The 26,933-nt window shown below is 65.7% G+C and carries 16 protein-coding genes and 3 pseudogenes; 7 read left to right on the top strand and 12 right to left on the bottom strand.

Going from position 1 to position 26,933, the window contains the following annotated elements; all coding sequences use genetic code 11:
• Nucleotides 1-205 precede the first annotated feature (205 nt).
• The 3 genes and pseudogenes from ligD to QY917_RS02995 form a co-directional block, all read right to left on the bottom strand.
• On the bottom strand, nt 206-2,722 hold the full coding sequence (ligD, locus tag QY917_RS03005; protein ID WP_123676501.1) for a DNA ligase D: 2,517 nt from the start codon (nt 2,720-2,722) through the stop codon (nt 206-208).
• Between the two features lie 24 nt (nt 2,723-2,746).
• A complete protein-coding gene (locus QY917_RS03000; RefSeq protein ID WP_123676502.1) occupies nt 2,747-3,790 on the bottom strand; it encodes a Ku protein in 1,044 nt (347 codons plus the stop codon).
• A 706-nt stretch (nt 3,791-4,496) separates the two neighbouring features.
• Nucleotides 4,497-4,974, bottom strand: a pseudogene (locus tag QY917_RS02995) (HipA domain-containing protein); the annotation flags it as partial.
• 553 nt (nt 4,975-5,527) lie between these two features.
• Between QY917_RS02995 and QY917_RS02990 the strand changes: the two are divergent.
• From QY917_RS02990 to QY917_RS02960, 7 genes and pseudogenes are all read left to right on the top strand, one after another.
• Entirely contained in the window at nt 5,528-14,068 is an 8,541-nt protein-coding gene (locus QY917_RS02990) for a glucoamylase family protein (RefSeq protein ID WP_123676503.1), read from the top strand.
• A gap of 61 nt (nt 14,069-14,129) precedes the next feature.
• Nucleotides 14,130-15,260, top strand: a complete 1,131-nt coding sequence (locus QY917_RS02985) for a sensor histidine kinase KdpD (protein ID WP_302079263.1) — start codon at nt 14,130-14,132, stop codon at nt 15,258-15,260.
• Nucleotides 15,261-15,463: 203 nt separating this feature from the next.
• A pseudogene (locus QY917_RS02980) lies at nt 15,464-15,772 on the top strand (CopG family transcriptional regulator).
• 200 nt (nt 15,773-15,972) lie between these two features.
• Nucleotides 15,973-16,248, top strand: a complete 276-nt coding sequence (locus QY917_RS02975; RefSeq protein WP_148061012.1) for a hypothetical protein — start codon at nt 15,973-15,975, stop codon at nt 16,246-16,248.
• Between the two features lie 155 nt (nt 16,249-16,403).
• On the top strand, nt 16,404-17,756 hold the full coding sequence (nhaA, locus tag QY917_RS02970; RefSeq protein WP_123676504.1) for a Na+/H+ antiporter NhaA: 1,353 nt from the start codon (nt 16,404-16,406) through the stop codon (nt 17,754-17,756).
• Between the two features lie 191 nt (nt 17,757-17,947).
• Entirely contained in the window at nt 17,948-18,160 is a 213-nt protein-coding gene (locus QY917_RS02965; protein ID WP_091571041.1) for a cold-shock protein, read from the top strand.
• Nucleotides 18,161-18,253: 93 nt separating this feature from the next.
• Nucleotides 18,254-19,270 (top strand): serine protease, encoded by a 1,017-nt coding sequence (locus QY917_RS02960; protein WP_091571039.1) that lies wholly within the window; start codon nt 18,254-18,256, stop codon nt 19,268-19,270.
• A gap of 208 nt (nt 19,271-19,478) precedes the next feature.
• On the opposite strand, the pseudogene QY917_RS02955 reads toward QY917_RS02960, so the two are convergent.
• The 9 genes and pseudogenes from QY917_RS02955 to QY917_RS02915 form a co-directional block, all read right to left on the bottom strand.
• Nucleotides 19,479-19,802 (bottom strand): annotated as a pseudogene (locus tag QY917_RS02955) (Arm DNA-binding domain-containing protein); the annotation flags it as partial.
• 457 nt (nt 19,803-20,259) lie between these two features.
• Complete coding sequence (locus tag QY917_RS02950; RefSeq protein WP_054666124.1) at nt 20,260-21,180, bottom strand: nucleotidyl transferase AbiEii/AbiGii toxin family protein; 921 nt, start codon at nt 21,178-21,180, stop codon at nt 20,260-20,262.
• Entirely contained in the window at nt 21,177-21,914 is a 738-nt protein-coding gene (locus QY917_RS02945) for a type IV toxin-antitoxin system AbiEi family antitoxin (RefSeq protein ID WP_054666126.1), read from the bottom strand. Before QY917_RS02945 ends, QY917_RS02950 begins: the two co-directional genes overlap by 4 nt.
• Before the next feature lie 127 nt (nt 21,915-22,041).
• Nucleotides 22,042-22,269: a DUF2274 domain-containing protein gene (locus QY917_RS02940; RefSeq protein WP_054666128.1), complete on the bottom strand. Its 228-nt coding sequence runs from the start codon at nt 22,267-22,269 to the stop codon at nt 22,042-22,044.
• Nucleotides 22,266-23,531: a TrbI/VirB10 family protein gene (locus QY917_RS02935; RefSeq protein WP_054666130.1), complete on the bottom strand. Its 1,266-nt coding sequence runs from the start codon at nt 23,529-23,531 to the stop codon at nt 22,266-22,268. Before QY917_RS02935 ends, QY917_RS02940 begins: the two co-directional genes overlap by 4 nt.
• A gap of 2 nt (nt 23,532-23,533) precedes the next feature.
• Entirely contained in the window at nt 23,534-24,538 is a 1,005-nt protein-coding gene (gene trbG / locus QY917_RS02930) for a P-type conjugative transfer protein TrbG (protein WP_054666133.1), read from the bottom strand.
• A complete protein-coding gene (trbF, locus tag QY917_RS02925; protein ID WP_054666135.1) occupies nt 24,535-25,239 on the bottom strand; it encodes a conjugal transfer protein TrbF in 705 nt (234 codons plus the stop codon). The genes trbG and trbF overlap by 4 nt, the downstream gene beginning before the upstream one ends.
• Nucleotides 25,240-25,256: 17 nt before the next feature.
• On the bottom strand, nt 25,257-26,609 hold the full coding sequence (trbL, locus tag QY917_RS02920; RefSeq protein WP_054666138.1) for a P-type conjugative transfer protein TrbL: 1,353 nt from the start codon (nt 26,607-26,609) through the stop codon (nt 25,257-25,259).
• On the bottom strand, nt 26,606-26,932 hold the full coding sequence (locus QY917_RS02915) for a hypothetical protein (RefSeq protein WP_054666141.1): 327 nt from the start codon (nt 26,930-26,932) through the stop codon (nt 26,606-26,608). Before QY917_RS02915 ends, trbL begins: the two co-directional genes overlap by 4 nt.
• Nucleotide 26,933: the final 1 nt, after the last annotated feature.

The following is a 26,933-nucleotide window of genomic DNA, read 5'->3' as shown; positions in this document are numbered from 1 at the left end:
GTTGAAGTCTTTGAACGAAGGATTGCCACCAGACACGCAGGCCCGCGGCCATCGGTGGCCGGACACACGCGCAGCGAAAAGAAATCGCCCCGGCCGATGACCGGGGCGATTCAAAGGATACAGGAAGCAACCAGGTTCAATCAGCGGCCGCCTAGACCGCTTGTATGCCTTCGCCCCACCATGATTGCATGCAGGGCCACCAGGGCTATAGGTGGCGTTTTTCCCCAAGCGCCTTGATCGCCGGCCCGATGGACACGGCAGCCTCGTCATAGCCCGACCAGGGGCCATTGCCCGTCTTCAAGCGCCGGCCCACGGTCTGCACCGTCCAGTGGGCGCCACCCGTGAGCGCGTCCAGTTCCTGCCAGGCGACGGGCACGGACACGCCCATGCCCGGCCGCGCGCGCGCCGTCCACGCACAGGCCGTGGTGGCGCCAAAGCCATTGCGCAGGTAGTCCACAAAGATCTTTCCCACGCGGTTGCGGGGCCCGCTCTTGGCCACGAAACGCTGCGGCAGGGTGCGCGCCAGATGCTGCACCACGGCTTGGCTGAAGTCTTTCACGGCATCCCAGCCGTGCAGTCGCTTGATGGGCACCACCACATGCAGCCCCTTGCCGCCGCTGGTCTTAAGGAACGATGGCAGGCCCAGCTCGGTGAGCATCAAGCGCACGAGCGCTGCGCCCTCTTGCACGTGCGCCCACCGCACACCCTCGCCCGGATCCAAGTCGAAGGTGATGCGGTTGGGCCGCTCGATCCGGTCCTTGCGAGCATTCCAGGTGTGAAACTCCACGGTGTTCATTTGCGCGGCCGACAGCAGGCCCTGCGCCGTGGCCACTTCCAGCAGCGGCGGGTGGCCAGGATCCAGGTCGGGTGACAGCGCACTCACCCCGTCCAATGCCCCCGTGTCCAGGTGCTTTTGAAAGAAGAGCTCGCCCTCCAGACCTTGCGGCGCCCGCAGCAGGGACACCGGCCGCCCCTGCAGGTGGGGCAACATGAGGGGCGCTACCGTGGCGTAGTACCGCACCAGATCAAGCTTGGTGAACCCGGTGGAGGGATCCACCACGCGCGCCGGGCTTGTCACCTGCAGCCCCCCCACGCGCGCGGCGCGGCTGGGCGCAGCCCCCTGCAGGTGCGCAGGCTCCTCGTGGACGATGGCGGCGGCGGGCTTGTCGTCGCGCAACCCGCGGAACACGGCGTGGCGCACCTTGCCCTCTTTCGTCCATTCGGCGAAGGAAACCTCCGCCACCAGCGTGGGCCTCACCCAATGCACCTTGCGGGGGATGGAGCGCGGCTGGGCAAACGGGCTGTCCTGGGTGCGCAAAGCGCCCAGCCGCCGGGCCAGGTCCGCGAGGACGCGCTCGCTGAAACCCGTACCCACGTTGCCGGCATAGCGCAGGGCACCGCCCTCGTCATGCACGCCCAGCAGCAGTGAACCGATCCCTGTGCGTGAGCCCTGCGGGTCCGTGTATCCGCCGATGACGAACTCTTGCCGATGGCTGCACTTGAGCTTGATCCAGTCCGTGCTGCGGCGCGAGGCATACACGCTGTCCTTGCGCTTGCCGATCACCCCTTCAAATCCCAGCCGGCAGGCCGAGGCCACCAGGTCCGCCGGCCGTGCTTCGAAATCTTCGCTGAACCGAACACGGTCTGAGGAGGCTGGCTGCAGCACGCTGCGCAGCAGCGCACGCCGTTCAGCGAGGGGCAGTTGCCTCAGATCGCGCCCGTGCGCAAAAGGCAAGTCGAAGGCGTAAAAGACCAGCGCGTCGGTCGATCGCCCGTCAAACGCGTTCTGCAGCGCCTGGAAGTCGGGGACACCCTGGGCGTCCAGCACCAGCACCTCGCCGTCGATCCATGCAGAGGACAGCGGCAAGGCGGCCAGCGCTTGCGCCAGGGCGGGCATCCTCGAGGTCCAGTCGTTGCCGTTACGGGTGTACAGCCGTGCCTTGCCGCGCTGAACCCGCGCCAGCATGCGATAGCCGTCGAACTTGAGCTCCCACAGCCACTGCGAAAGGTCGGCCGGCGGTCCGTCCACCAGCGTGGCGAGTTGCGGGGATAGCTGGTCAGGCAGCGGTGCCGTGGGCGCGGATGTCCACGGCACCGCCGCTGCCGTGGGAGGCTGAATCTGCGCGGGCCCGGCCCTCTGAGCGAATGCGCGCGCTGGTGGCGCAACCGGCGGCTGGTCTGCCACGCTGTCGGGCATTTCGTCCACCACGTTGAACTCCTCGGCCGCACGCTCCAGCCCGTCGCGCTCCTTGATCAGCAGCCAGGGGGGCTGCTTATCGTCGTCCCGGCCATGCATACGCACCAGGGTCCAGTGACCATGCAATTTGTGACCGTGGATCTCGAACTTGAGCTTCCCCTTGCGGTAGTCTTCGCGCGGATTGCCCTGCGGCACCCAATAGCCGCGGTCCCAGATGATGACCCGCCCCGCGCCGTATTGGCGCGGCGGGATCTGCCCTTCGAATTGGTTGTAGGAAATCGGGTGGTCTTCCACCTGCACGGCCATGCGTTTGTCCGCCGGGTCGTAACTGGGGCCCTTGGGTACGGCCCAGCTCTTCATGGTGCCGTCCAGCTCCAGGCGCAGGTCGTAGTGCAGGCGGCTGGCCCAGTGCTTCTGGATCACGTACTGCAGCGCCTGCGACTGCGCTCCGCCGTCCGCGGGCTCTGGCGTCACGGCAAAGTTGCGCTTTTGCTTGTACGCCGCCAGCGGGTCTTTGCGGGGCATGGTCCGTCGCCTTGTCCGGCACCGCTATCCGTGTGCGCGGCGAGGTTTCTTGGCCGCAGCGGGCTTGGCAGGCGCCGCCTTGGCCGCAGTCTTGCGGGCCGGTGACTTTTTGGCGGCGGTCGATTTGGCCGCTGCCTTACCCGACGGTGCAAGGCGGGTCACGGAGGCGGGTTTGTCCTTGCGCGGCGGGGTGGCCGAGGCGCCCTCCAGGCTGCGCTTGAGCAACGCGGTGAGGTCCAGCACCTCCGCCCCCGCAGCCACCGCCGGTCCTTCATCCGGCTGAGCGACATGGGCAATCTCTCCGGCTGAGGCCTTGGCCTCGACCAGCCTGTGTATCTCCTCAGAGAAAGAATTGCGGAAGCGGTCCGCGTTCCAGTCCTGTGTCATGTCCTCAATGAGCTGCATGGCCATGGCCAACTCCGCGTCCTTGATACCCGCGGCTTTCGCATCCAGCGGCGGCAGGGCCAGTTGCTCGAACGAGCGGATCTCCCCCCCCCAGCGTAGCAGGTTGAGGATCAGCGCTCGGCCGCACGGAATGAGCACGGCCAGGTGCTGCTTGGACTGGATCACCACTTTGGCCACGCCCACGCGGTTGCTCTGGCGCAGGGCCTCGCGCAGCAGTGCGTACACCTTTTCGCCACGCTTGAGGGGTGCCGTGTAATAGGGACGCTCCAGGTAGACAAAGGGGATCTCGTCGGCGTCAAGAAACGCCTCGATCTCGATCGTCTGCGTGACCTTGGGAAAGGCGGCCGCGATTTCCTCGGGCGTCAGAATGACGTAGCGGCCTTCTTCATACTCCACACCCTTGACGATATCGGCCGTGGCGATTTCCTTGCCCGTGATTTTGTTCACACGCTTGTACCCCACTGGCTCCATCGACCGGCGGTCCAGCCAGTCAAAGTCGATGCCCGAGCTGACGGTCGCCGAGTACAAGCCCACGGGAATATGGACGAGGCCAAAGCTGATCGCCCCCTTCCAGAGGGTGCGTGTCGAGGTGGGGGCCTTGCCCTGCCCCTGCTTCGCGCCAGATGGGAGGGCGTCGCTCGCGGTGGGTTGCTTAGATCGCATGTGCAAACGCTATCCATGGCGCAGGGGCGCAGATGTAGGACAGCGGTTGCTTCTATCGTGATGGAATCTCCAGTCATCCTGGGGCCTCGGACTATGTGCGGAGCCTTCTTGCCGTCGGCCTGATGTGCGGACGCTGCCGCCCCCTCGCCGCGCCCCCGGTGCATCGCCCTGCACCGACAACTGCGCTGCCCGCACGCGGACCAGCGGCTCGCGCTGCTTGTTCAGGCAGCCTGGCAGGCACCAGCACGCACTAAGCCACACGTTCATAGGCAGCCCCGTGTGCGCCCCGTTCGGCGCAATCCACGCCCCTCTTCCCCAATGCAATCCATATTCACACAAAAAGGCTGCAACCCATACCTAGCAAGCGCCAGCAGCTCCTATCTTTATAGCAAAAAAACGCCCGGCGTTCAGACCAGACGTTGTGCGGAAGTTGACGGGGGTTACAGGAGCAGCACCTACTGCCTCCTAGACGCCCGTAAGCGTCACTCCCACTCCGTCATCAACAGGTCTCGTAAGGCCGCGTGGTTAAAGGGATTTGCGATGATCGTCGTAAGTTTTACCGTCGGCATTTACCGTCAAAAAAGCTCGTTTAATGGCGCGGGTTACGGAGCGATTTGCGCGGCGTCGACACTTCCGGCCTTATCGTCGATCGGGTTGCGTCTTCGCCCGCTCGAACTCGCCCTGAAACACCCGGCTCTTCGCTTCCTTACGGCGGCATCTCACCGAGTGTTCTGGCCGCCCGCTCAAGCCCGTCCAGGGATGGCATCACGGACACGCGGTGAGACGTCCTGTGGCTATTCGGCTTGCACTTCGGCGATTGCCGATAGCGTACGAGCCAGAAGTTCTTCAATGATCGGCTCAGCGGTCGATGCATAGTCAACTTTCTGCGCCGTGCTGTTGAAGTGCCTGCGCTGGACACCTTGCATCTCGTAGTGCCGGCTCTTGCCGATCAAGGCCATTGCCAGCTTGATTTCATACGGTGACCACTGGCTGCGACCTTTATCCAACACTGGGTAGACCGACATCACGTCATACAGCGGGGTCAACTGGAAACGACCGCGTGGCAGGAGCTGAATGCTGAAGTTCTTGGCATGGCCGTGGGGCGCTCGCAGTAACCAGAGCAGCACTTGCGCCGCCATCAGCGTTTTCATGTCGGCCTCGGCGTTCACCGATTGCCGCAGCGTGCCAGCGTGCCGCCTACCGATCAGGCTGAGTGGGATCTTGAACGACCTCTCCCGCCCTGAGGCAATCTACGCAACTCCCGCCGAGGAGGACGGCAAGCTTGGTTCAAGCGAGGAAAGGGCCTTGAAATGTAGTCGCATGCCACCATCTGTAGTTGTTACCGAATGGGCGGCCCCTTCGCTTCCCGCTGATTGACGCCAGCGTCCTGCAGAACCCTTCCCTTCCTGACGCACACGCCAGCCATTACATCCAGTGGTTGAGCATTTCGCCCGCAATAGCGGGCTGACATTCAAGAGCAGGAGCACTCCATGGCAGGAAAAGAGCGAAAGCGCGGCAACCGGGAACTAAAAAAACCTAAAAAGAAACCGGCGCCGGCAGCCCCGGCCTCCCCGGTACTGGCCAGGGCCGCAGCGACACCTGTGCAGACTTCCAAGAAGTCTTGACAGGCGCACTGGTTCACATCGCCCAGCCGCTTCCACAAGGGCCATCTTGCCCATCTTCTGCTCGGCGGGGTGATCGGGGCCTCCCGTGCCCGTGGCGCCCTGAAAGGCGCCCATGCATCCAGTTATTCATTTAGCGTTCCGGCGCGCTATCCCAGGTCCTTGGGCCGATACCGCACCTCTGCGTGAGGAACTATTCGGCATCGAGCGCCTGGAACAGCACGCGCGCAGCCTCGCCGCGGCCCAGCGGGTCAGCGCCAGCCCGCCCCGGGTGCCTTCGCTGCACAGCCGGCTGCGCTGCAACGCCGCCGAGCTGCTGCTGGCCTACCGTGCGGGTGCTGCGGAAGTGGCTGCGGGCCGCCGCGTGGTTCCGGCCGCCGAGTGGCTGCTGGACAACTACCACGTGGTCGAGGCGCAAGTGCGCGAGATCCGCACCGACCTGCCACCGGGCTACTACCACCAGTTGCCCAAGCTGGCAGACGGTCCGCTGGCGGGCTATCCACGCGTCTTCGGACTCGCCTGGGCCTTCGTCGCCCATACCGACAGCCACTTCGACCCCGCCATCCTACGCCGCTTCATCGCGGCCTATCAGGAAGTCCAGCCGCTGGACATCAGCGAACTCTGGGCCGTAGCGATCACTCTGCGCATCGTACTGATAGAGAACCTGCGCCGGCTGGCCGACCAGATCACGGCTGGACGCGCCGCGCGCGCCGACGCGCAACGCCTCGCCGACCGTCTGCTCGAGCCAGGCGGCGCGTATGCAGCGCTGGACCGGGACATTGCAACGCGGGCGAGCGGCCCGATATCCGAACTGTTCGCCGCGCAGCTCGCCAAGCGCTTGCGCGACCAGGATCCGCGCACCACGCCGGCTCTGCAATGGCTGGACGAGCGGCTGCGCAACCAGGGTACGGATGCGGACCAGGCCATCCTGCATGCACAACAGCGCCAGGGCGCCTCCAACGTCTCGGTACGCAACGTCATCACCAGCATGCGCCTGATGTCGGACATCGACTGGGCTGATCTGTTCGAGAGCAACAGTCTCGTTGATGCGCGCCTGCGGGCCGTCAGCGCCTTCGCAGAGATGGATTTTCCGACACGCAACCGCTACCGCGCTGCGATCGAGCAACTGGCACGAGGTTCACCCCTGTCCGAACTCGCGATTGCTGAGCGGGCGTTGGCACTGGCGGCTTCGCAAATGACGTCCGAGCTTCGCGTCCATGACGCCAGCATGACAGATCCCGGCCATTACCTGATCGCCGAGGGGCGCGGCGAATTGGAGCAGGCCATTGGATTCAGGCCGCCGCTGGCCATGCGCATCGACCGCTTCAACATCCGCCTCGGGCTTGGCGGCTACGTAGCCGCCATCCTCGCGTTGGCAGCGATGCTGCTGGGCCTGGCGTTCTGGGCCGTCTTCGCCACAGGTGCCTCGGCGGCAGCTCCCGCCGGGCTGCTGGCGGCGCTTGCGCTGGCCGCATTCCTGCCCGCCACCGAGGTGGCTACAGCCTTCGTCCAGCGAGCAATCGCCGCGCGCGCTGGCCCCGTGGGACTCCCTGCCCTGGCGTTGGTCGACGGGGTTCCTGCGAACCTGCGCACACTGGTCGTCGTGCCCACGCTGCTGTCCAGCGAGGCGGAGCTGCGCAGCCACATCGAGAGCCTTGAGGTCCACCATCTGGCCGGCGCAAGTGGCGACCTGTCTTTTGCCCTGCTGTCGGACGGCCTCGATGCGGACACGGAGGTGCAGGACGGAGACGCCCACCTGATCGGCATCGCGCAGAAGGCCATCGCCATCTTGAACCAACGGCACGGCCCGGCCCCGGGCGGCAAACGCTTCTACCTGTTGCACCGACGGCGCCAGTTCAACGCCAGCGAGAGCTGCTGGATGGGCTGGGAGCGCAAGCGCGGCAAGCTACACGAACTCAACCGGCTGCTGCGCGGCGCCACCGACACCAGCTTCATGCCACTCGATGGCGGCGCGCAGCCCGACATCCTGGCCGGCGTGCGCTATGTCATCACGCTGGATGCCGACACCCGGCTGCCGCGCGACGCGGCGCTGCGCCTGATAGGCAAGATGGCCCACCCCTTGAACCGCGTCCGTTGGAACGATGCCGAACAGCGCGTGGTGGGCGGCCACGCCATCCTGCAGCCACGCGTAACGCCGGCGCTGCCGTTGGGCCGCGATGGCTCGCTCTACCAGCGGCTGTCGTCCGGCGCGGGCGGCATGGACCCCTACGCATCCGCAGTGTCCGACGTCTACCAGGACCTGTTCGGCGAAGGCTCCTACACCGGCAAGGGCATCTACGACGTCGATGCCTTCGAGGCCGCGCTAGCCGGGCGCATTCCCGAGAACACAATGCTCAGTCACGACCTGTTCGAGGGCGTGTTCGCGCGCGCGGGCCTCGCGTCGGACGTCGAGGTGGTCGAGGAATTCCCGGCCCGTTACGACGTCGCCGCACGACGCCAACACCGCTGGACGCGCGGCGACTGGCAGCTCCTGCCCTGGGTTCTCGGGCGGCGCCACGCGGGCGCGGCCGTGCCGCCGGTGGGCCGCTGGAAGATGATCGACAACCTGCGGCGGTCCTTGCTGGCGCCCACGAGCCTGCTGGCCTTCGCGCTGTGCGCCTGGCTGCCCTGGCCTCAATCACTGCAGGCCATGGGGCTGCTGGTGCTGGCGCTGGCCGTGCCAGCCTTCCTGCCCAGCCTGGCGGGGCTGGGGCCGCCGCGCGCAGGCATCGGGCTGGGCAGCCACCTGCGCCTGCTGGCCAGCGATCTTCGGATGGCCGCGCTGCAGGCGGCCTGGACGCTGACCCTGCTGCCTGACCAGGCCTGGCGCGCTCTGGACGCCATCACGCGCACGCTGATCAGGCTGTACGCGACCCATCGACACCTGCTGGAATGGACCACCGCCGCCCAGTCCGCCGGTCGCCCGCGGCCCGGCGTAGCGGGCTTCTATGGGCAAATGGCCGGCGGCGTGCTGCTGGCCGTGGCATTGGCCGTGGGCGTTGGCGTGTTCTCGTCCGCTGCATGGCCCATGGCATTGGGTCTGCTGGTGCTCTGGCTCGCGGCGCCGGCCCTGGCTTGGCGCGCCAGCCGCCGCCCGCCGCTCGTGCCATCCGGCGCGCCCCAACTCGCCGATGCCCTGGCCCTGCGGCGCACGGCACGGCGCACCTGGCGCTTCTTCGAGACCTTCGTGACGCCGGCCGAGCACATGCTGCCGCCGGACAACTTCCAGGAAGACCCGAAGCCGGTGGTCGCGCACCGCACCTCCCCCACCAACGTCGGCCTGTACCTGCTGTCGGCGGTGGCGGCCCGTGACTTCGGATGGGCTGGAGCACTGCAGACCTGCGAGCGCCTGGAAGCGACTTTCGCCACCCTGCAGACGCTGGAGCGGTTCCGAGGCCATTTCTACAACTGGTACGACACGCGCACGACCCGGGTGCTGGCACCGGCCTATGTGTCGTCGGTGGACAGCGGCAACCTGGCGGGCCACCTGATCGCGCTGGCCAACGCCTGCGAGGAATGGATGGGTGCGCCGCTACCGGCCGACTGGACGGAGGGCGCCAGCGATGCACTCGCGCTGGCCCGCGAGTCGGCGTCTGCCAAACCCGCGGCCCAGGGGCCGCAGGGCCAGCGGCTGCGGGCCATCCTCGATGACATCGACGCCGGGCTACAGAGTCCTGCCGGCCTGTTGCTGCCGGTACTCCAGCGTTTGGCCAACAAGGCAGCAGAAGAAGCGCGTGGGCTGGTTTCGGCAGTGCATGCGGAGGGCGACGACCTTCTATTCTGGATCGATACGCTGCGCGGGCGGATCAAGCAGCAGGCGCGCGACGCCGCGTCACTCGCCGCCGCGGCGCATAGCCTCGATGCCCGCTGGCAAGCCCTGGCGCAACAGGCCCGCACGCTGGCGCTCGACATGGACTTCGCCTTCCTGCTGGACCCCGAGCGCAAGCTGCTGTCCATCGGTTATGCCGCGGTGGAGAACGTACTCGACGCCAACTGCTACGACCTGCTGGCGTCCGAAGCGCGGCTGGCAAGCCTGTTCGCGATCGCCAAGGGCGAGGTGCCCACGCGCCACTGGTTTCGCCTGGGCCGTAGCGCCATCCCCGTGGGCCACGGATCGGCCCTGGTGTCCTGGTCCGGGTCGATGTTCGAGTACCTGATGCCCTCGCTGGTGATGCGTGCGCCGGCCGGCAGCCTGCTGGAGCAGACCAACCGCCTGATCGTGCAGCGCCAGGTGGCCTACGGCCGGCAGATTGGCGTGCCATGGGGCATCTCCGAATCGGCCTACAACGCCCGCGACCTGGAATTCACCTACCAGTACTCCAACTTCGGCGTGCCGGGCCTGGGCCTCAAGCGCGGCCTGGCCGAGGACCTGGTGATCGCGCCCTACGCCACAGGTCTAGCCAGCATGGTCGATGCACCGCTCGCGCAGCGAAACTTCGAGCGCCTGCAGGCGCTGGGCGCGCTTGGGCGCCATGGCTTCTACGAGGCACTGGACTTCACGCGCGCCCGGCTGCCCAGCGGATCACAGGTCGCCATCGTGCGCAACTTCATGGCGCACCACCAGGGCATGACGCTGGTCGCCATCGCCAACACGCTGCAGGGCGCGCGCATGCGAGAACGCTTCCATCGTGAGCCGATGATCCAGGCCTGCGAACTGCTGCTGCAGGAGCGCATGCCGCGCCTCGTCGCCGTGGCGCACGCGCGCGCCGAGGAAGTGCCATCCGGCGCGTCCGAGCCGCATGGCGACCTGAACGCGGTGCGGCGCATAAGCATGTCGACCATGGCCGCACCCGCCACGCACCTGCTGTCCAACGGGCGCTACGCCGTCATGCTGACCGCGGCGGGCACGGGCTACAGCCGCTGGCGCGACCTGGCCGTGACCCGCTGGCGCGAAGACGCGACCCGCGACGACTGGGGCGCCTACGTCTACCTGCGAGACACGGACAGCGGCCGGGTCTGGTCCGCCGCGGCACAGCCCCTGGGCGTGGCGACCGACAGCCATGAAGTGGTCTTCGCCGAGGATCACGCCGCCTTCACGCGGCACGACGGCAGCCTGACGACCACGATGGAGGTGGTGGTGTCGGCCGAAGCCGACGGCGAAGTGCGCCGTGTCACGGTCGTCAACACCGGCCGCAAGGCGCGTGAGGTCGAACTCACCTCCTACGCCGAGGTGGTGCTGGCGCCGCCCGCGGCCGACGATGCCCATCCGGCCTTCGCCAAGATGTTCGTGCAGACCGAATACCTGCCCGAGTTCGGCGCCCTGATCGCCACGCGCCGCCCGCGCACGCCGGACGAGCCACCGGTTTGGGCCGCGCATTTCGCGGTCGTCGAAGGCATCGCCACAGGCCCAGCGCAGTACGAATCCGACCGGGCGTGCTTCCTGGGTCGGGGCCGCACGGCCGCCACGGCGCAGGCCATGGGAGACGGCGCCGCGCTGTCCGGCACGGCCGGCACGGTGCTGGACCCAGTCTTCTCGGTGCGCCACCGCGTGCGCATCGCCCCGGGCCAGATGGCGCGGCTGGCCTTCTGGACGCTGGTGGCTCCCACGCGCGAGGCGCTGCTCGACCTGGTCGACCAGCATCACGACCGCAGTGCCTTCGAGCGCGCACGCACGCTGGCCTGGACCCAGGCCCAGGTGCAGTTGCGGCACATCGGCATCGAGGCCGACGAAGCCGCGGATTTTCAGCGGCTGGCCGCGCCCATCCTATATGCCGACGCACGCTTTCGCGCGCCGGCCGAAGCGATCACACGAGGCGCCGGCCCGCAGTCTGGCCTGTGGCGGCACGCGGTCTCGGGCGACTTGCCGATCGTGCTGCTGCGCATCGACGAAATCGAGGACATCGCCCAGGTGCGCCAACTGCTGCGCGCGCACGAGTACTGGCGTATGAAGGGACTGAGCGTCGACCTGGTGATCGTCAACGAGCGCGCCTCGTCCTATGTGCAGGACCTGCAGACAGCCATCGAGACCGCCGTGCGCCGCAGCCAGTCACGCCCCCGCCTCGACGGTGAGGCGATGGCCCGGGGTGTGGTCCATACGCTGCGCGCAGACTTGATGGACGCGTCGGCCCGCGGCCTGCTACAGTCAGCAGCCCGCGTGGTGCTGCTGGCGCGTCGGGGCGACATCGCCCGGCAAATTGCGCGACTGCCCGAGGCGACGCTCACCGCGAGCTCTGCGCTCAAATCGGCCGCGCAGCTGCCATCCTCCGCCCTGCCTAGGCAGGCGCAGGGCCCGAACACAGCGCGGCTGGAGTTCTTCAACGGACTCGGCGGCTTCGACCTCGACGGCCGCGAATACGTGACCGTCCTCGCCGATGGCCAGACCACACCCGCACCCTGGATCAACGTCATCGCCAACCCGGGCTTCGGCTTCCAGGTCTCGGCCGACGGCAGCGCCAGCACCTGGGCCGGCAACAGCCGGGAGAACCAACTCACCCCATGGTCCAACGATCCGGTGACCGATCCCACCGGCGAGGCCTTCTTCGTGCGCGACGAGGCGAGCGGCCAGCTCTGGAGCCCTACGGCGCAGCCGATCCGCGACGGCGGCATCTATGTTGCGCGCCACGGCCATGGCTACAGTCGCTTCACGCACGAGGCGCATGGTATCGCGCTGGAACTACTGCAATTCGTACCGCTGGAAGACCCTGTCAAGGTGTCGCGCCTCACCTTGCGCAACCGCGGCGCACAGACGCGGCGCCTGTCAGTCACGGCCTATGCAGAATGGGTGCTGGGCGCCTCGCGGGCCGCCTGCGCGCCTTTCATCCTGACCGAGGCCGATGCGGCCAGTGGCGTGCTGCTGGCGCGCAACCCCTGGAGCACAGCCTTCCCGGGCCGCGTTGCCTTTGCCGACCTCGCGGGCCGGCAGAGCGCCTGGACCGCCGACCGCACGGAATTCCTGGGCTGTTACGGCAGCCTGGCGGCACCGGCGGCATTGCGGAGCCTGGCAACCCTGTCCGGCGCGGTGGGCCCAGGCCTGGACCCCTGCGCTGCGCTGCAGTGCAGCCTGGTGCTGCGTCCCGGCGAATCAGTGGACGTGATCGCCCTGCTCGGGCAATGCGGCAACGCGCAGGAGAGCGTGGCGCTGGCGGCGCGCTGGCGAGAGGCCAACCTGGACGCCGAACTGCGGCGGGTGCGAGACCATTGGGATGCCCTGCTGGGCGCCGTGCAGGTGCGCACGCCCGACCGCGCGATGGACATCCTGCTCAATGGCTGGCTGCTCTACCAGACACTGGTCTGCCGCATCTGGGCCCGCTCGGCCTTCTACCAGGCCAGCGGCGCCTACGGCTTTCGCGATCAGCTCCAAGACGGTATGGCGCTGGCCTTCGCGCGGCCCGAAGAGACGCGCCGACACCTGCTGCGCGCCGCGGGCCGCCAGTTCGTGGAGGGCGACGTGCAGCACTGGTGGCTGCCGCATTCGGGCCAAGGCGTGCGCACACGCATTTCGGACGATCGCGTCTGGCTAGCCTTCGCCGCGGCCAGCTACGTCGCCGTCTCGGGCGATGCGGCAGTGCTGGACGAATCCATCGCCTTCCTGGAAGGCCCCGTGCTGCAGGACGGCGAGCATGACGCCTTCTTCCAGCCCATGCAGGCCTGCGCCTCGGCGACGCTGTTTGAGCACTGCGCGCGCGCATTGGACCAGAGCATCGCGCTCACTGGCAAATTGGGTCTGCCGCTGATAGGGACCGGCGATTGGAACGACGGCATGAACCGCGTAGGCCAGGATGGCCGGGGGCAGAGCGTGTGGCTGGGTTGGCTGCTGGTGCGCACGCTGGCCCTCTTCAACCCGCTGGTGGAGGCGCGCGACCCCGCCCGTGCTGCACGCTGGCGCGCCCATGCCCAGGCTGTGACTGCCGCGCTGGAGCGCGAGGCCTGGGACGGTGCCTGGTACCGGCGCGCCACCTTCGACGACGGCACTTGGCTGGGCACCCGCGACAACGAGGAATGCCGCATCGATTCAATCGCCCAATCCTGGGCCGTACTGTCTGGTGCGGCCGATCCGGACCGCGCCCAGGCCGCGATGGAATCACTGCGCGCACACCTGCTGGTGCCGGATCCTGGGCTGGCGCTGCTCTTCACCCCGCCCTTCGACCGCCCTCCCCGCGACCCCGGCTACATCGTGGGCTACCCACCAGGCCTGCGCGAAAACGGCGGCCAGTACAGCCACGCGGCCATGTGGGCCATTCTGGCGCTCACGCAATTGCGCGCCGACCCGCAGGCGGGCACGCACGCCCACGCGCTGTTCAAGCTGGTCAACCCCATCAACCATGCACGCACACCGCAAGATGCGGCGCGCTACCGCGTGGAGCCGTACGTGGTGGCGGCCGACGTGTATTCGGTGCCGCCGCACGAAGGCCGGGGCGGCTGGACCTGGTACACCGGCGCCGCCGGCTGGATGCACCGAGCTGGCATGGAAGGGATCCTGGGCATTCGCCGCGAAGGTGAAGTACTCGTCATTGATCCATGCATCCCAGCCGAATGGCCCGGTTTCGAGGCCGAGGTCGTCCTCGGCGCGACGCGCTACACCATCCAGGTCGAATCGCCGGGGATGCACTGCGCTGGTATCTCGTCGGCGGTCCTGGACGGTGTGGCGCTGGCCTTCGGCGGCGCCGTACACGTACCGGTCACCCCAGGCGACCATCTATTGGTGATCACACTGTGAAGAACGCCTTTCCGATCCAGCCGTTGGGCCATTTGTCCCCTGCAAGGAGTATTGTGTGCAGATGATGCATGAGTTCCTATCTGCGAACCGTGGCACGCTGATCGCGCGCTGCCGGGACAAGGTCGCCCTGCGATCGCCTGGGGTGGTCAAAGAAGAGCTCGCGCATGGGGTTACCGTGTTCCTGGATCAGTTGATCCAGACCCTGATGGCGGAGCGCACCGACGATCCGCAGCGCAGCCTCCAAGTCTCCGGGGTCGCAGGAGGCGTCAGCGCTGTCTCGGAAATCGGCGATTCCGCCACCCGCCACGGGCGGGAACTTATGGGACACGGCTTCACGGTCGAGGAAGTGGTACACGACTACGGCGACCTATGCCAAGCCATCTCCGACATGGCGTTCGAGACCGGAACGCCGATCGGCGTGGACGAATTCAGGACCCTGAACCGCTGCCTGGACAATGCCATCGCCAGCGCCGTCACCGAATACACCCATCAGCGCGAGATCGAGGCGACCGACCGGCACACCCAGGCGCTCAACGAGCGTCTGGGCATTTTCGCGCACGAATTACGCAACATGCTGTTTGCCGCCAAGCTGGCGCAACGGGCGATCAAGGCAGGAGACGTGGGAGCCAATGGCGCAACAGCTGGCGTGCTCGACCGCGCGCTGGCAGGAATGAGCAAGCTGATCGATCGGTCGCTGGCTGAGGTGCGCATTACCGCCGGCATGCCCGCGCAGCGGCAACGGTTTTCCCTGGCCGAGTTCATCGCGGAAATCAAGCTCTCCGCCACGATGGAGGCGCAGAGCCGGGGTTGCCTGTTCAGCGCCCCGGCCGTGGACCCGTCGCTGGCTCTGGACGCCGACCGGGACCTGATGCTCGCAGCCGTGGGCAACCTGTTGCAGAACGCGTTCAAGTTTTCGCGCGCTGACGGCGGCGTGGCCAGCCTGCAGGCCAGCGCCAAGGACGAGCACATCCTAATCGACGTGCAGGACAACGGCCCCGGCCTGTCGGATGCGGCGATGCAGGCGCTGTTCCAGCCGTTCACCCAGGCGGGAGACGACCGCAGCGGCATGGGCCTGGGCCTGACTATTTCTCGCCGAAGTGTGGAACTGAACGGCGGCACCCTCAATGTGCGACGCGCACCTGATGGCGGTTGCGTGTTCACCATCGCCATGCCCGGTCACACCTTGCGCTGAACATCGGACTCCGACCATCCATTGCGCAACCGGCCTCATCGAAAGGTCGACAGACCGCGGATCGGCCTGCGGTGGCGCGAATCCGTCCGTCGCGATAGTCAACCAGAGAACGCCATTTATGCTTCAAAAGGATTTCAAATGGATGCTATGAACGAGAGTTCCCACGCTCTGAACTGAAACAGTAAGGTGGCGAGACCGAAAAGATGACCGGAAAGTGGGCATGGTAGATATTGGTCACGTCGACCTGTTGGTGCAGGAAGGCTTCTACACAAACCGCTCGGATCTTGTCCGCACGGCCGTGCGCAATCAGTTGGCCCTGCACGCCAATGTCGTGAAGCAGGCGGTGGCGCAGCGCACTCTCACCGTGGGCTTGTAGCACGTAGGACGAGAGGATCTTGAACGCGCGGTGGCTACCGGTCAGCGCCTGCAGGTTCAGGTGGTCGGGCTCGCGCGCATCGCGGACAACGTCACTCCGGAGTTGGCATGCGCTGCCATCGGTGATCGTGCTGTGAGCCTTCCAGGCCGGTCCCGCCGTGCGGCGTGCCCTGGCCGAACGCATTCGCTGATCTCTGTCGACAAAATCTTTTCACTTTGAGAGAGTACCCATGAAGAACCCCTTCCATGCACGTGCTCCCACTATGACGCCGCCGCGATCACAGCCATCATCGTTTTTCATGGCGACCGGGACCATACGGTCCAGCACAGCAACGGAGTGCAGATCGTCGAACATGCGCGCCAGGCGCACGGAACGCCGGCCAGCAGCACACAAACCGGCGAAGCGGGGGGCGGGCGGAAATACAGCCGCACGGTCCATACCTGCGGTCAAGGCTATGCATGCATCGAGTCATGGACGCTCCATGGGGCAGGACACGCATGGTCCGGGGGCGATGCGAGCGGCACCTACACCGATGCCACAGGCCCCGATGCCTCGGCGGAAATGGTGCGGTTCTTCCTCGACCTGCCGGCCACGGCGACGAGGCCGTACTGAGGCTGCTGCACCGGGACCGCACTCTACCCAAGGCCCGCGATGGAGCGCTCCCGACACCGACCGCGCGAGTCAATAGCTCCGATAAAAGCCCGTGCGCGCATGGATGGATGACATGAGGCCATCACGCACACGACCCCATGCCACCAGGGAAACCCATGAATGACCCACGGCCCCACTCCACCGCACCCGTCCAGCTCCCCCGGGCATTGATCGACCGGATCGCTCCACCCTTTATCCGATTCCTGCACATCGAGGCGGCCGGTGGTGCCGTCCTGCTGACGTTCACCATCGCCGCCCTCCTCCTGTCCAACTCTCCATGGGCAGATGCTTTCTTTGGCATCTGGGAAACACGCATCGAACTGCGGCTCGGAGAGTTCGAATTCGGTCGTTCGCTGAAAAGCTGGATCAACGACGGGCTGATGACGTTGTTCTTCTTCCTGGTGGCACTCGAACTCAAGCGCGAAGCCGTCCTGGGCGAGATGCGCAACCCGCGCATGGCAGCCTTGTCCATCGCTGCGGCATTGGGCGGCATGGTCGCGCCCGCATCCGTCTATCTGGCACTGCAGTGGGCGCAACCCGGCCAGCATGGCTGGGGCATTGTGATGGCCACCGACACCGCGTTCGTCATTGCCTGTCTGGCATTGCTCGGCAAGCGCATTCCGCACAGTCTGCGGGTGTTCATGTTGTTCCTGGCGATCGTCGATGACATCGGCGCCATCCTGGTGGTCGCTGTCGGATACAGCCAACACATGGACTGGCGCATGCTCGCCCTGGCCGGGTTGTGCATCGGCATCCTGCGCGGTTTGGCCGCCGCCGGCATTCGAAGCATCCCGATCTATGTCATCGCGGGCTGCGCCACTTGGCTGGCCATCGATGCGTCGGGACTTCACGCCACGGTCACCGGTGTAATCCTTGGGCTGATGACGCCTGCGAGGCGCTGGGTAAGCGACAGCCGGCTCTACGCGATCCTGGGGCAGGTCATCGCCCATCCAACGGGCAACCAAGGCAGCGCCCACACAAGTGATCGGGGAACCCTGCAGGTGGCGGAGATTGCCGCGCGCGAGTCGCTCTCGCCGGTCGAGCGCCTGGAGATGGCACTGCACCCGTGGGTCAGCTTTTGCATCATGCCGATCTTCGCTCTCGCCAATGCAGGATTGGCACTCTCGTGGACGAGCGCGGCCCAGCCTGTCGCCGCGGCGGTGTTCCTGGGCTTTGCTATCGGCAAGCCAACAGGCATTCTTCTTTTCAGTTGGCTGGCTCTGCGTTCCGGCCTGGCGATTCGTCCTCCGGATCTGAACTGGGGCAGCATGGCGGGTGGCAGCTTTCTGGCAGGCATCGGCTTCACGATGGCGCTGTTCATTGCCAATCTTGCCCTGGTCGGCCCGTTGATGGACAGCGCGAAGATCGGCATCTTCCTGGCCTCGCTGTTCTCAGCGGTCGTTGGCCTGGCGCTGTTAGTGTGGTTGCCACGGCCACAGACTCTCGACGCCAAGGAAAATATAGGTTAGAGAAACCGGCACGCAAGGCGCAATGCGCGTACTATGGGTTCGTTGATATGTGCAAGGCATTCATTGCATCGGTCTTTTTCCGCTTCTCCCGGGTTCCTCCCGCGGCTGTGTCGAATCTCCTTTGATGATTTTCTTGGCGTCTCTTCGCCGGATGCGTTTTTGCGACCCGGCAACCTCGAAAGGAAATCGATATGACGACACAAACCGGAACTGTGAAATGGTTCAACGAAGGCAAGGGCTTCGGCTTCATCGCCCCCGACAGCGGGGGCAAGGATCTCTTTGCCCACTTCCGTGAAATCCAAGCCGGCGGCTTCAAGACCCTGACTGAGAACCAGCACGTGCAGTTCGAAGTCACCGAGGGAGCCAAGGGCCCCCAAGCCTCCAACATTCGTGCCGTGAGTTGAAGGCATTGGGCCTGATGGTCCAATCACTTCTCCACACCTACCTGCGAAGCGCGGTTCATCCGCGCTTTCTCATTTCTGAAAGGCATCATTGCCATGAAAAATCTGCAGGAGGCCACCGAGCGCATCTGCGAACTCAAGGGCAGCCTGATCGCATTGGACGCATTGCTTCCTTCTCTGCTGGAAGCATTACCGCCCGCTACCCATAACACTCTGGTGCGTTCGTTCGAAGCACATGCCGAAGCAGCTCGAACGGTCATTCTGAACACCCCCATTTCAGACCATGTGCTGGCCGCCTTTGAACGGGACATTGCCAGAACGCGCGCGGTGCTCGCCGGGATCGTGCAGCCACAGGGAAACGCCAATCCACGCCAGGCCGTCGAGGCCATTCTGCTGACCACGACCCATATCCACACTTACGCTGGAACGCGATTGTTGACCGGTGCAAGCGGCTTCTTCTTCCGCCGCGATGATCGATTGTTCCTTGTGACGAATCGGCATGTCTTTTGCGACGAGCCAAGCGAGCATTTTCCCGACCGCGTCGAGATCGAATTGCATACCGATGCGAGCAACCTGACCCAGTACGCGACCTTCTCGATACCCCTCTATGGAAACGGCCTCGCGCTGTGGCGACAGGCCGCCGACACGGGCGGCCCGGTGGACATCGCCACCATCGAGATCCAGACCAGCCGCCTGCCCGAGCACGCGGTGCTGCATGCCTTCGACCAGTCGCACCTTGACCCTAAAAATGAGGACGTGGCGATTGGAGACAATTTGATGATCGTTGGTTTTCCGCTGGGGTTCCACGACACGATCCATCACCTCGCCGTAGCGCGCAGCGCATCGATCGCCTCGGCGTACGGCGTGCGCTTCCAGCAACAGGGCTACTTCCTGACCGATGCCCGCACACACCGTGGGAGCAGCGGTGCGCCTGTCGTTCGACGCAGGAGCAAAGACCAAGAACGCAGGTCCTCTCTGCCGACTTGGCAGTTGCTCGGCGTGCATTCCACGCGCATGGACATGCGCACCCGCGACCTGATCAAAGATGAGTGGCTTGGACTCAATTGCGCTTGGTACGCAGATGTTCTGATGGTGCTGACCCAAAACAAATAGCGATCAGTCACCTTAACTGAAAGCGCGGGCCATAACGCACGCGCACTGTGCGTTCAGCTTCTGCCGAACAGCAGTTGGGCCTATACGCGAGCGAACTCGATTGCTTAGCTAAACCACGACAAAGCTCGCCCTGCTACTCTGTAGCCCTCCGGGCCCACTCGATCATCAACAAGCCGCCCAAACCCGCGTGGTTAAAGGGATTGGCATCCGCCATCCAACTGAGGGCCACGTCGCCAAAATTCTTAGCTGCAGTCAGCCGGCGCTTCTCGCGCTGCTTCTCCAGCGCAGGAGAGCGGCCTGCCATGACGGCCTTCTTGGCGTCGAGCAGCTTTTCACGGGCCAGCGCCAGCGAAATGCCCAGAGCGCAATACCGGCCGATGGTCAGGGTCTCGCGGCGCCCGTGGAGACAGTAATCGTAGCGGAAGGTGATGGTGCCAGCCGGCGATACCGTCACGTACATCCCGTCCCGGTTAGAAATCTTATAAGTCAAGGACTTAGGCTTCAAATTGCGCAGTGCTGTGTCGGTCAACATCGAGGTTTTTACACCTGTGAGTGACGGCTTTTACCGTCAGGGGCCAGGAGACCCGTCGACGCCCGGAAAACCGCATGAAACAAGCTTTCCAGAGGGGTGTTTTACCGTCAAAGACCGATTTGGTCTCGATAGTAAACGGGAGGGTCTTAATCGAACCTTCGATTCTTACCGCCAGTTCTACCGACAACCGTTTTTGCTGGCCGGCGATAGCTTCCGATAGCTGGCGCAACGTATTTTCTTTAAAATCAACACGTTACAGCAGTTTTTCGATAACTGGCGATAGTCCTCGAAGGACTCGATTTCACTCCCACTCGATCATCAACAGCTCACGCAAGTCCGCGTGGTTAAAGGGATTTGCTTTGATCGACATAGGCCGTTACCGTCGCTTTTACCGTCAGAAAAACAGGTCCTTTGCTGGCGCGGGTTTACGCGGCATCGGCTCATCATCAATCAGCGCTTAGGATACCGCAGCCAGTCGCGTAGCGAGCAAGTCGGCCTGCTCGGCAAACTTCTTCGCATCGGTCTTCTGCAACTGCGCCAGGTTGCGCAGCTTCCAGCGGATGCCAGGCAGATGTTCGAGGTGTGCGATGCCCAGCAGCGACCACTCCGGCGTGCCAGCGGCCAGCGACAGCAGGAAGCGCCGCTCGTCGTCGTCCAAGCCCTGCTGGATTTCGCGCACCATGCGCTCGCGGGCAGCAAGCAGCGCATCGAGCGGCACGGGCTCGGCCGTCATGCCTTGGAAGTTGTGCTCATAGTCATGCCGGATGTCCCGCAGGGGCGTGAATAGCACTTCATGGATCGGCCGATTGCTGCTGGCCAGGTAGACCACGAAGGCACGCCGGATGCCGGGCGTGATGCCCTCATGCGCAAAGAGCTGCATCACGTCGAACAGGTCACGTGGGTGCTGCCGATCCAGTGCCGCCACCAGCTTGCCGCCGTACACGTCCTCCAGCGACGCCACCGGGATCTCCAGATCAGCCAGCAAAGTGTCGCGGGCAATCGGCGTCAGCGAAGCGCGGCGCACCGGTTGCACCGTGCCGCGCATGACGAAGTTGACTTCGACCTTGACCTGAATCGAGCCGCGACGCACCAGCAACTTCGTCTCCCCTGCTGCTGCCGCTGGTGCGTGCGTCTGGAATCCCCGCTTCTTTAACCGCTCGGCGGCCTGCCGAACGGCCTCGTTGATACGCGCCAACGCCTCGTCACGCGGCAGCGTGTGATCGGGAAAGACCAGATCGAGATCGACCGACAGACGCGGCATGTCGCGCACAAACAGATTGATCGCCGTGCCGCCCTTCAGCGCAAAGGTGTCATCCGCGAACACCAGCGGCGCTACCTGCGTCAGCAGGCGCGCGGTATCGAGATAGGTCTGGTTCATGGCTTGAGCACCAGCAGGCCGTCGGACGACCGGGACACCCAGGGCCGGTCGCTACCCGTCGGAAGCGTGGCCGGATCGAGCTTGGCCGCCCAAGGCAGTGACGCCTCGCGGCCGAGTTGCAGGCACAGCCGCACGGTCTTGACGCTTGTGCAGTGCTGCAACAGTTCGCGCAGCACATCGGCGCGTAGGCCGTAGGCGCTCTCGACGAGTTCGCGGGCTTCCTGCAAGGGCTGGCGCACGCCAACCTCGCTCAACAGTTCCAGCAATGCGCGCTCCGGCGCCGACACCTGCGGCGCCCCGCTGCGCTTCTCGAACGGGCCGACGTGCAGCAAGGCGTCCGGCTGCTCATCGAACAGCCGCTTGCGGTGGTACTCGGCCGGGAAGCGTTCGGTGAACCATTGCGGCAAGCGCGCTGCCTTCCAGCCATACAGGTGCAGCACCGGCTGCTGCGACACGTACTGCCGCACACCGTACCAGTCCAGCGCCGACTTGCCGCCGACGTGCAACCCCTCGAATTGGCGCTGCAACAGCAGCAGGCTGGGATGGAGCGCCGGGACGTCGTTCGGACGGCAGAACACTCCCCGCGCCAGGCGCGTGAGCCACCCTGCCCGGACGTAGTGAACGGCCAGGTCGGCAGAGATGCCCAACGCCGCCAAGTCCTCAGAGGTCAGCGGCGTTCCCGGTGCCAGCCGGGTGTAGAGCGCGTTTAGCTTGCTTGAATTAGTCGTAGCCATGCTACGGTTTTTACAACTTTTCCAAGCGATAGTCAATTTAATATGGCGTACCCAGTCGTAGTTTGAATACGATGATGGCAACATATCCAAAATCTCATCCATTCGGCGCAGCGGCGCGGAAAGACGGTTACTTGTCGTCTCCCCTGCCCCGCTTGAATCCCCGATCCGCCGCCATGAACGCCTCCAGCATGTGCGGGATCAGCGTCATGGCATCGACCGTCTCACCATACGCCTGCGCGTGCAGCGCAGCGTAGCGGTCAAGGTCGGCCTTCAGGCTGGCCGGGCAGGCGAAGGTCAGCTTGATGCTCTCGGTCTTGGGCAGCGGCCCGAGCCGCAGCTTCTTGGTCATGCTCATTGCATCGCCCCCCGCTGGAAGAACATCGGCTGGTAAGGCCGCAACACCAAATCGCGGTTGACGATGATCCGCACCGGCAGGCCCGGCCGCTCGGTCAGCGTCGGCTGGATGTTCATGTTGCGCCGGGTCATCTCCTGGCCGACTTGATTGATGCTGTCCTGCGTGCTGTCGCGCCCAGCGATCACGATGCGGTTGCCATCCTGCCGGTTCTCCGGCGCGGCCAGCTCGGCACCCACGCCCAGCAGCGTGGTCAGCGCCGCACCCGCAAAGATGCGCCCCCAATGCCAATCGACGCCATCCTCCAGGCCGGAATAGCCGGCCGGATCGGTGCCAGCCAGGTTGTCGAGCTTCAGCGAAGACGTGTCCGGCAGGATGACCCGGTTCCACACCACCTGCACGCGGCTCTGCCCATAACTGACCTGGCTGTTGTAGCGCCCAAGGATGCGCGATCCCTGCGGGATCAGCAGGAACTTGCCCGTGGCCGTGTCATAGACCGGCTCCGTCACCGTGGCGATCACGTCGCCCGGAAGATCGGACTTGATGCCCGTCACCAGCGCCCCGGCGATCACCGTTCCGGCCATCACCTGGTACGGCGAGGACGGCATTTGCAGATTGCCGGAATTGCGGGTTTCCGTAGAACCGTCCTTCAGGAAGGCCTCTTTCTGGTCTTGCCGGTTCTGCACAGCGGTGGGGTCGGCGGGCTGGGCCGCCGTCGAGGCCGGGCCAGCCGCCAGCGGATCGAATCCCGCCAAGCCCGATGTCGGGCCGGTCGCAGCGACTTGCGCCGTGGCTGGCGCAGCGGCCTTGCCCTGGTTGCCGGAGCGAAAGAACACCGACGAAGCCGCCGCCGCATCGGCCTCCTTGCGCAGCGCGTCGGCCGGGTCGTGGCCCGGTGGCGCATAGGTGGGCGTCACCGGTTGCTGCGAATGCACGATGGCCGGCCCCAGGTCGCCCGGCAGCGGCGGCCCCAACTCGGGCACCTTCGGCGGCAGCTTCGAGTAGTCGGCCGGCAGGCCATCCAGCCCTTCGGACTTCGAGACGCGATCCACGTTGTACAGCTCGGTCTGCTCGCTTGCGCGCCGGTGCGGCTGCAACGACCAGATCGTGGCCCCGAGCACGGCGACCGACAGGCCGCCCGTGAGGATGGCCAAGGTGCGCCGATTCAGGCGCGTGACCGGGCGCGGTTGTGCGCGCAGCACCACCGCCTCGGGCGCGACCTTGCCCGCCTGCGGTGCAAGATCAGGGGAATCGTCCTGGCTCATGGTCAGTTCCTCCGCGTGCCACCCGAGACACCATCTGTGCGCTCGATCCGCACCACGTCGCCCTTGTCACCGCCCAGGCGCAGCTCGGCCGCGCCGAACAGGCGATCCACGATGTAGTACGGCGGGCGAAAGCGGTAGTTCACCAACTGCCCGTCACCCTGGGCACCGATCACGAACAGCGGCGGCAGCTCGCCCTGGGCGATGCCCGGCGGAAACTGGATGTAGACCTTCTCGCCATCGTCGAAAGCGCGCAGCGGCTTCCACGGCGGGTTGCTGCCACTGACCGCATAGCGGAAGCGGATCTTCTCCAGCGATAGCCCGGCATCGACCGGTGCGGCGGCGCTGGCCGCCTGTGCCTGGCGCTGCAAAGCCAGCATCTTGTCCTTGGGATATTCCCAGGAGGCCGACGCCATCCACGTCTTCTCGGTCGATGTCAGCTCCAGCAGGTAGGTACGCCGACTCGTGGTGATGACTAAATTGGTCTTGAGGCCCGAACGGATGGGCTTGACCATCACATTGACGCGCAGCGCATCACCGCTGCCGCTCGATGTATCCCCGACGATCCAGCGCACGGTGTCGCCGGCGGCCACCGTCACCAGTTCCTCGCTCGGCTGGAGAGCGATCACGGTCACGCGGCCCACGGCCGCATAGACCTGGTACAGCGCACCATCGGTGAAAGGCCACACCTGAATCGCGTTGACGTAGCCTTCGCGCGTGGGCGCAATGCGCGCTTCGGCATTGGCGCGGGACACGCGCACGGTTTCATCGGCAGGTTCCGCGGCGGGCTTGGCATCCGGGATGGGTTTCATCTGCGTCGGCATCGGCAGCACCTGCGGCACGGCCACCACTTCCACCGGCTTCGGCGCCTCGGGCAGCGGCTGGGCTTGCACCGGCTCATCAAGCGAGATGGACGGCGGCGGCTTGCCCTGCGTGGCGCAGCCCGAGAACAGTACGGTCGAAGCCAACAGCATCACCAGCAAGGCGGATTTACGGAAAAGTGCATTCATGGCTTGGCTCCTTCGTTCGCTTCCAGTTCGCGGCTCCACGACAGGCCGTTGACGTAGATACCCAAGGGGTTCTTGCGCAGGCGCTGCTCGGTGCGCGGAGCTTGCAGCACCGTGGAAATCACCGCGTTCCAGCGTTCGGTGCGATCCAATGCGCCGTTGACGAAGCGCGTCTCCGTCCAGCGCACGTTGAACGACGTGTCGCTGGCGCGAGTCACGCTGCTGATCTGCACCGTCACCGATTCCTTGCCGATGCGCGCGAACGGATCGTTCACACGGGCGTACTCGTTGAGCACCACGGCGCCTTTGTCGGTCGTGTAGTCGTAGGCATCGAGCCAGTTCTGTCGCACCACGATGGGGTCAATGGACAGCGAGCGCACCAGGCCGATGAAGCGGCCGAGGTGATAGGCAATCTGCGCATCGCTGGGCCGGTACGGCGTGGCGGCTTCGCCGACGGCGCGCACTTGGCCCGCGTTGTCCACCTCGATGACGTAGGGCGTGACGATGGACTGCGCCGAGCGCCACACCAGGCCGCCCGCCATCAGCACCGCCAGCGTGAGACAGCCGAAGGCCATGAAACGCCAGTTCTTCGCCTGCACGCGGGCCGAGCCGATGCGCTCGTCCCAGACCTGCGCGGCGGATTGGTATGGGGTGGCAGGTTGCGGCGTGTCGGCGTAGCGCACCTGTGGTCGTTTGAATCGCATGGGGTTCTCCTTGAAGATCAGGAATCGGAATCGCGCAGGCTCGGGCCTTGGCTAGAGCTGCCGCCGTCGCCACCGCGCAGCGTGTGGGCGGCGGTCGTCGCTGCATGGGTGAGCTGCTGCCTGCGATGCAGGCGCTTGGCCCAGGCGGGTTGCGCGGTGGATGGGGTTGGCTCGTTCGCAGTCTGTGCGGCACTGGCTCCCGACGCCGATCCGGCGTCGCCCGGCCGGAAGGCGGCGGCGACACGCTCCTTCATCGAGCGCGCCCCATCGGCCACCTTCTGCCCGGCCGCCTGCGCGCCGGTCTTGGCGACATTGCCCACGCCGGCGGCAGCGCCCTTGAGGCCTCCGCCGGCGGATGCAGAGCCAGCCTGGAACGCCGACCGTGCGCTACTGGCCGTCGAAGCGGCGGCACGCGCTCCGCTGCCGGCCAGCTTGGCGGCTGCGGGCGCCATACGCGCACCGGCAGCGACTGCGCCGCCGACACCCGTGGCCGCAGCGCCCACCGCAACGGCCGCGCCGGCTGCACCCAGCGCGGCACCGGCCATCGCGCCCGCGCCGAGCTGCGGCCCACCGGACACCAGCCCGGTTGCAATGCCCGGCCCGAAGATGCCCAAGGCCAGCAGCGTCAGCGAGGCCAGCATCACGACCACGGAGTGGTCGATGGATGGCTCGGCCGGCTGTACCTGAAACTCGGCGAACAGTCCCGAGCCGATGCCCACGATCACCGCCAGCACCAGCACCTTGATGCCCGAAGACACCACGTTACCCAGCACCTTCTCCGCGAGGAATGCGGTCTTGTTCCAGAGTGCGAACGGCACCAGCACGAAGCCCGCGAGCGTGGTCAGCTTGAACTCGATCAGCGTGATGAAAAGCTGGATCGCCAGCACGAAGAAGCACAGGAGGACGATCAGCCACGCCAGGAACATCACGACGATGGGCGTGATGTTCACGAACACCTCGGGAAAGCCCGCCATGTCGCCGATCTGCTTCAGGATCGGTGCCCCGGCGTCGATGCCGACCTTCGCCAGTCGGCCCGGTTGCAGGAAGCTCTCCATGCTCAGGGTCGAGCCGCTGGCCGTCAGGCCGAGGCCCGCGAATGAGCGGAACACGATGCCGGCCAGCCAGTTGAAGTTGCCGATGATGTAGGCGAAGGCACCGACGTACAGCACCTTGCGTATCAGCTTGGCGATCACGTCCTCGCCTTGGCCGGTGGCATGGCCCATCGCCCAGAACAGCCCGGCAAGCGTCATGTCGATGACGATCAGCGTGGCGGTCAGAAACGCCACCTCGCCGTGCAGCAGGCCGAAGCCCGAGTCGATGTAGCGCGAGAAGGTATCGAGGAAGCGGTCGATGACCGTCACGTCGTTCATGGCGAGCCCTCCTGCTCAGGCAGAGCGATTGCCCCACTGCCATCGGCGGGTTCATCGAAGCTGGGCGGGATCGGCGGCAGGTCGGCCAGCGTCTGGTACTCGCCCGGCCCAGCGTGGCCGGAGAGAAAGCGCCGCAGGTCGGCCTGCGCCACCTGCGTGCAAAACGCGCCGTCGTGCTCGCCCACGCGGCACTGCGCGCGCAACGCACGCAGCCGGGACGCATCGGCGGCCAGCGCATCCACCGACAGCCGCTGCGGCTGGTCACAGCCGGCCAGCACAAGCGCATGAACGGCGAAAGCAAACACGACGGGCGTGCGTTGCATG

It is taken from the genome of Diaphorobacter sp. C33 (assembly GCF_030503915.1).
Lineage (GTDB): Bacteria > Pseudomonadota > Gammaproteobacteria > Burkholderiales > Burkholderiaceae_C > Diaphorobacter > Diaphorobacter nitroreducens.
Note: the sequence above shows the minus strand (reverse complement) of the source record. Positions and strands in the feature narration are given on the sequence as shown.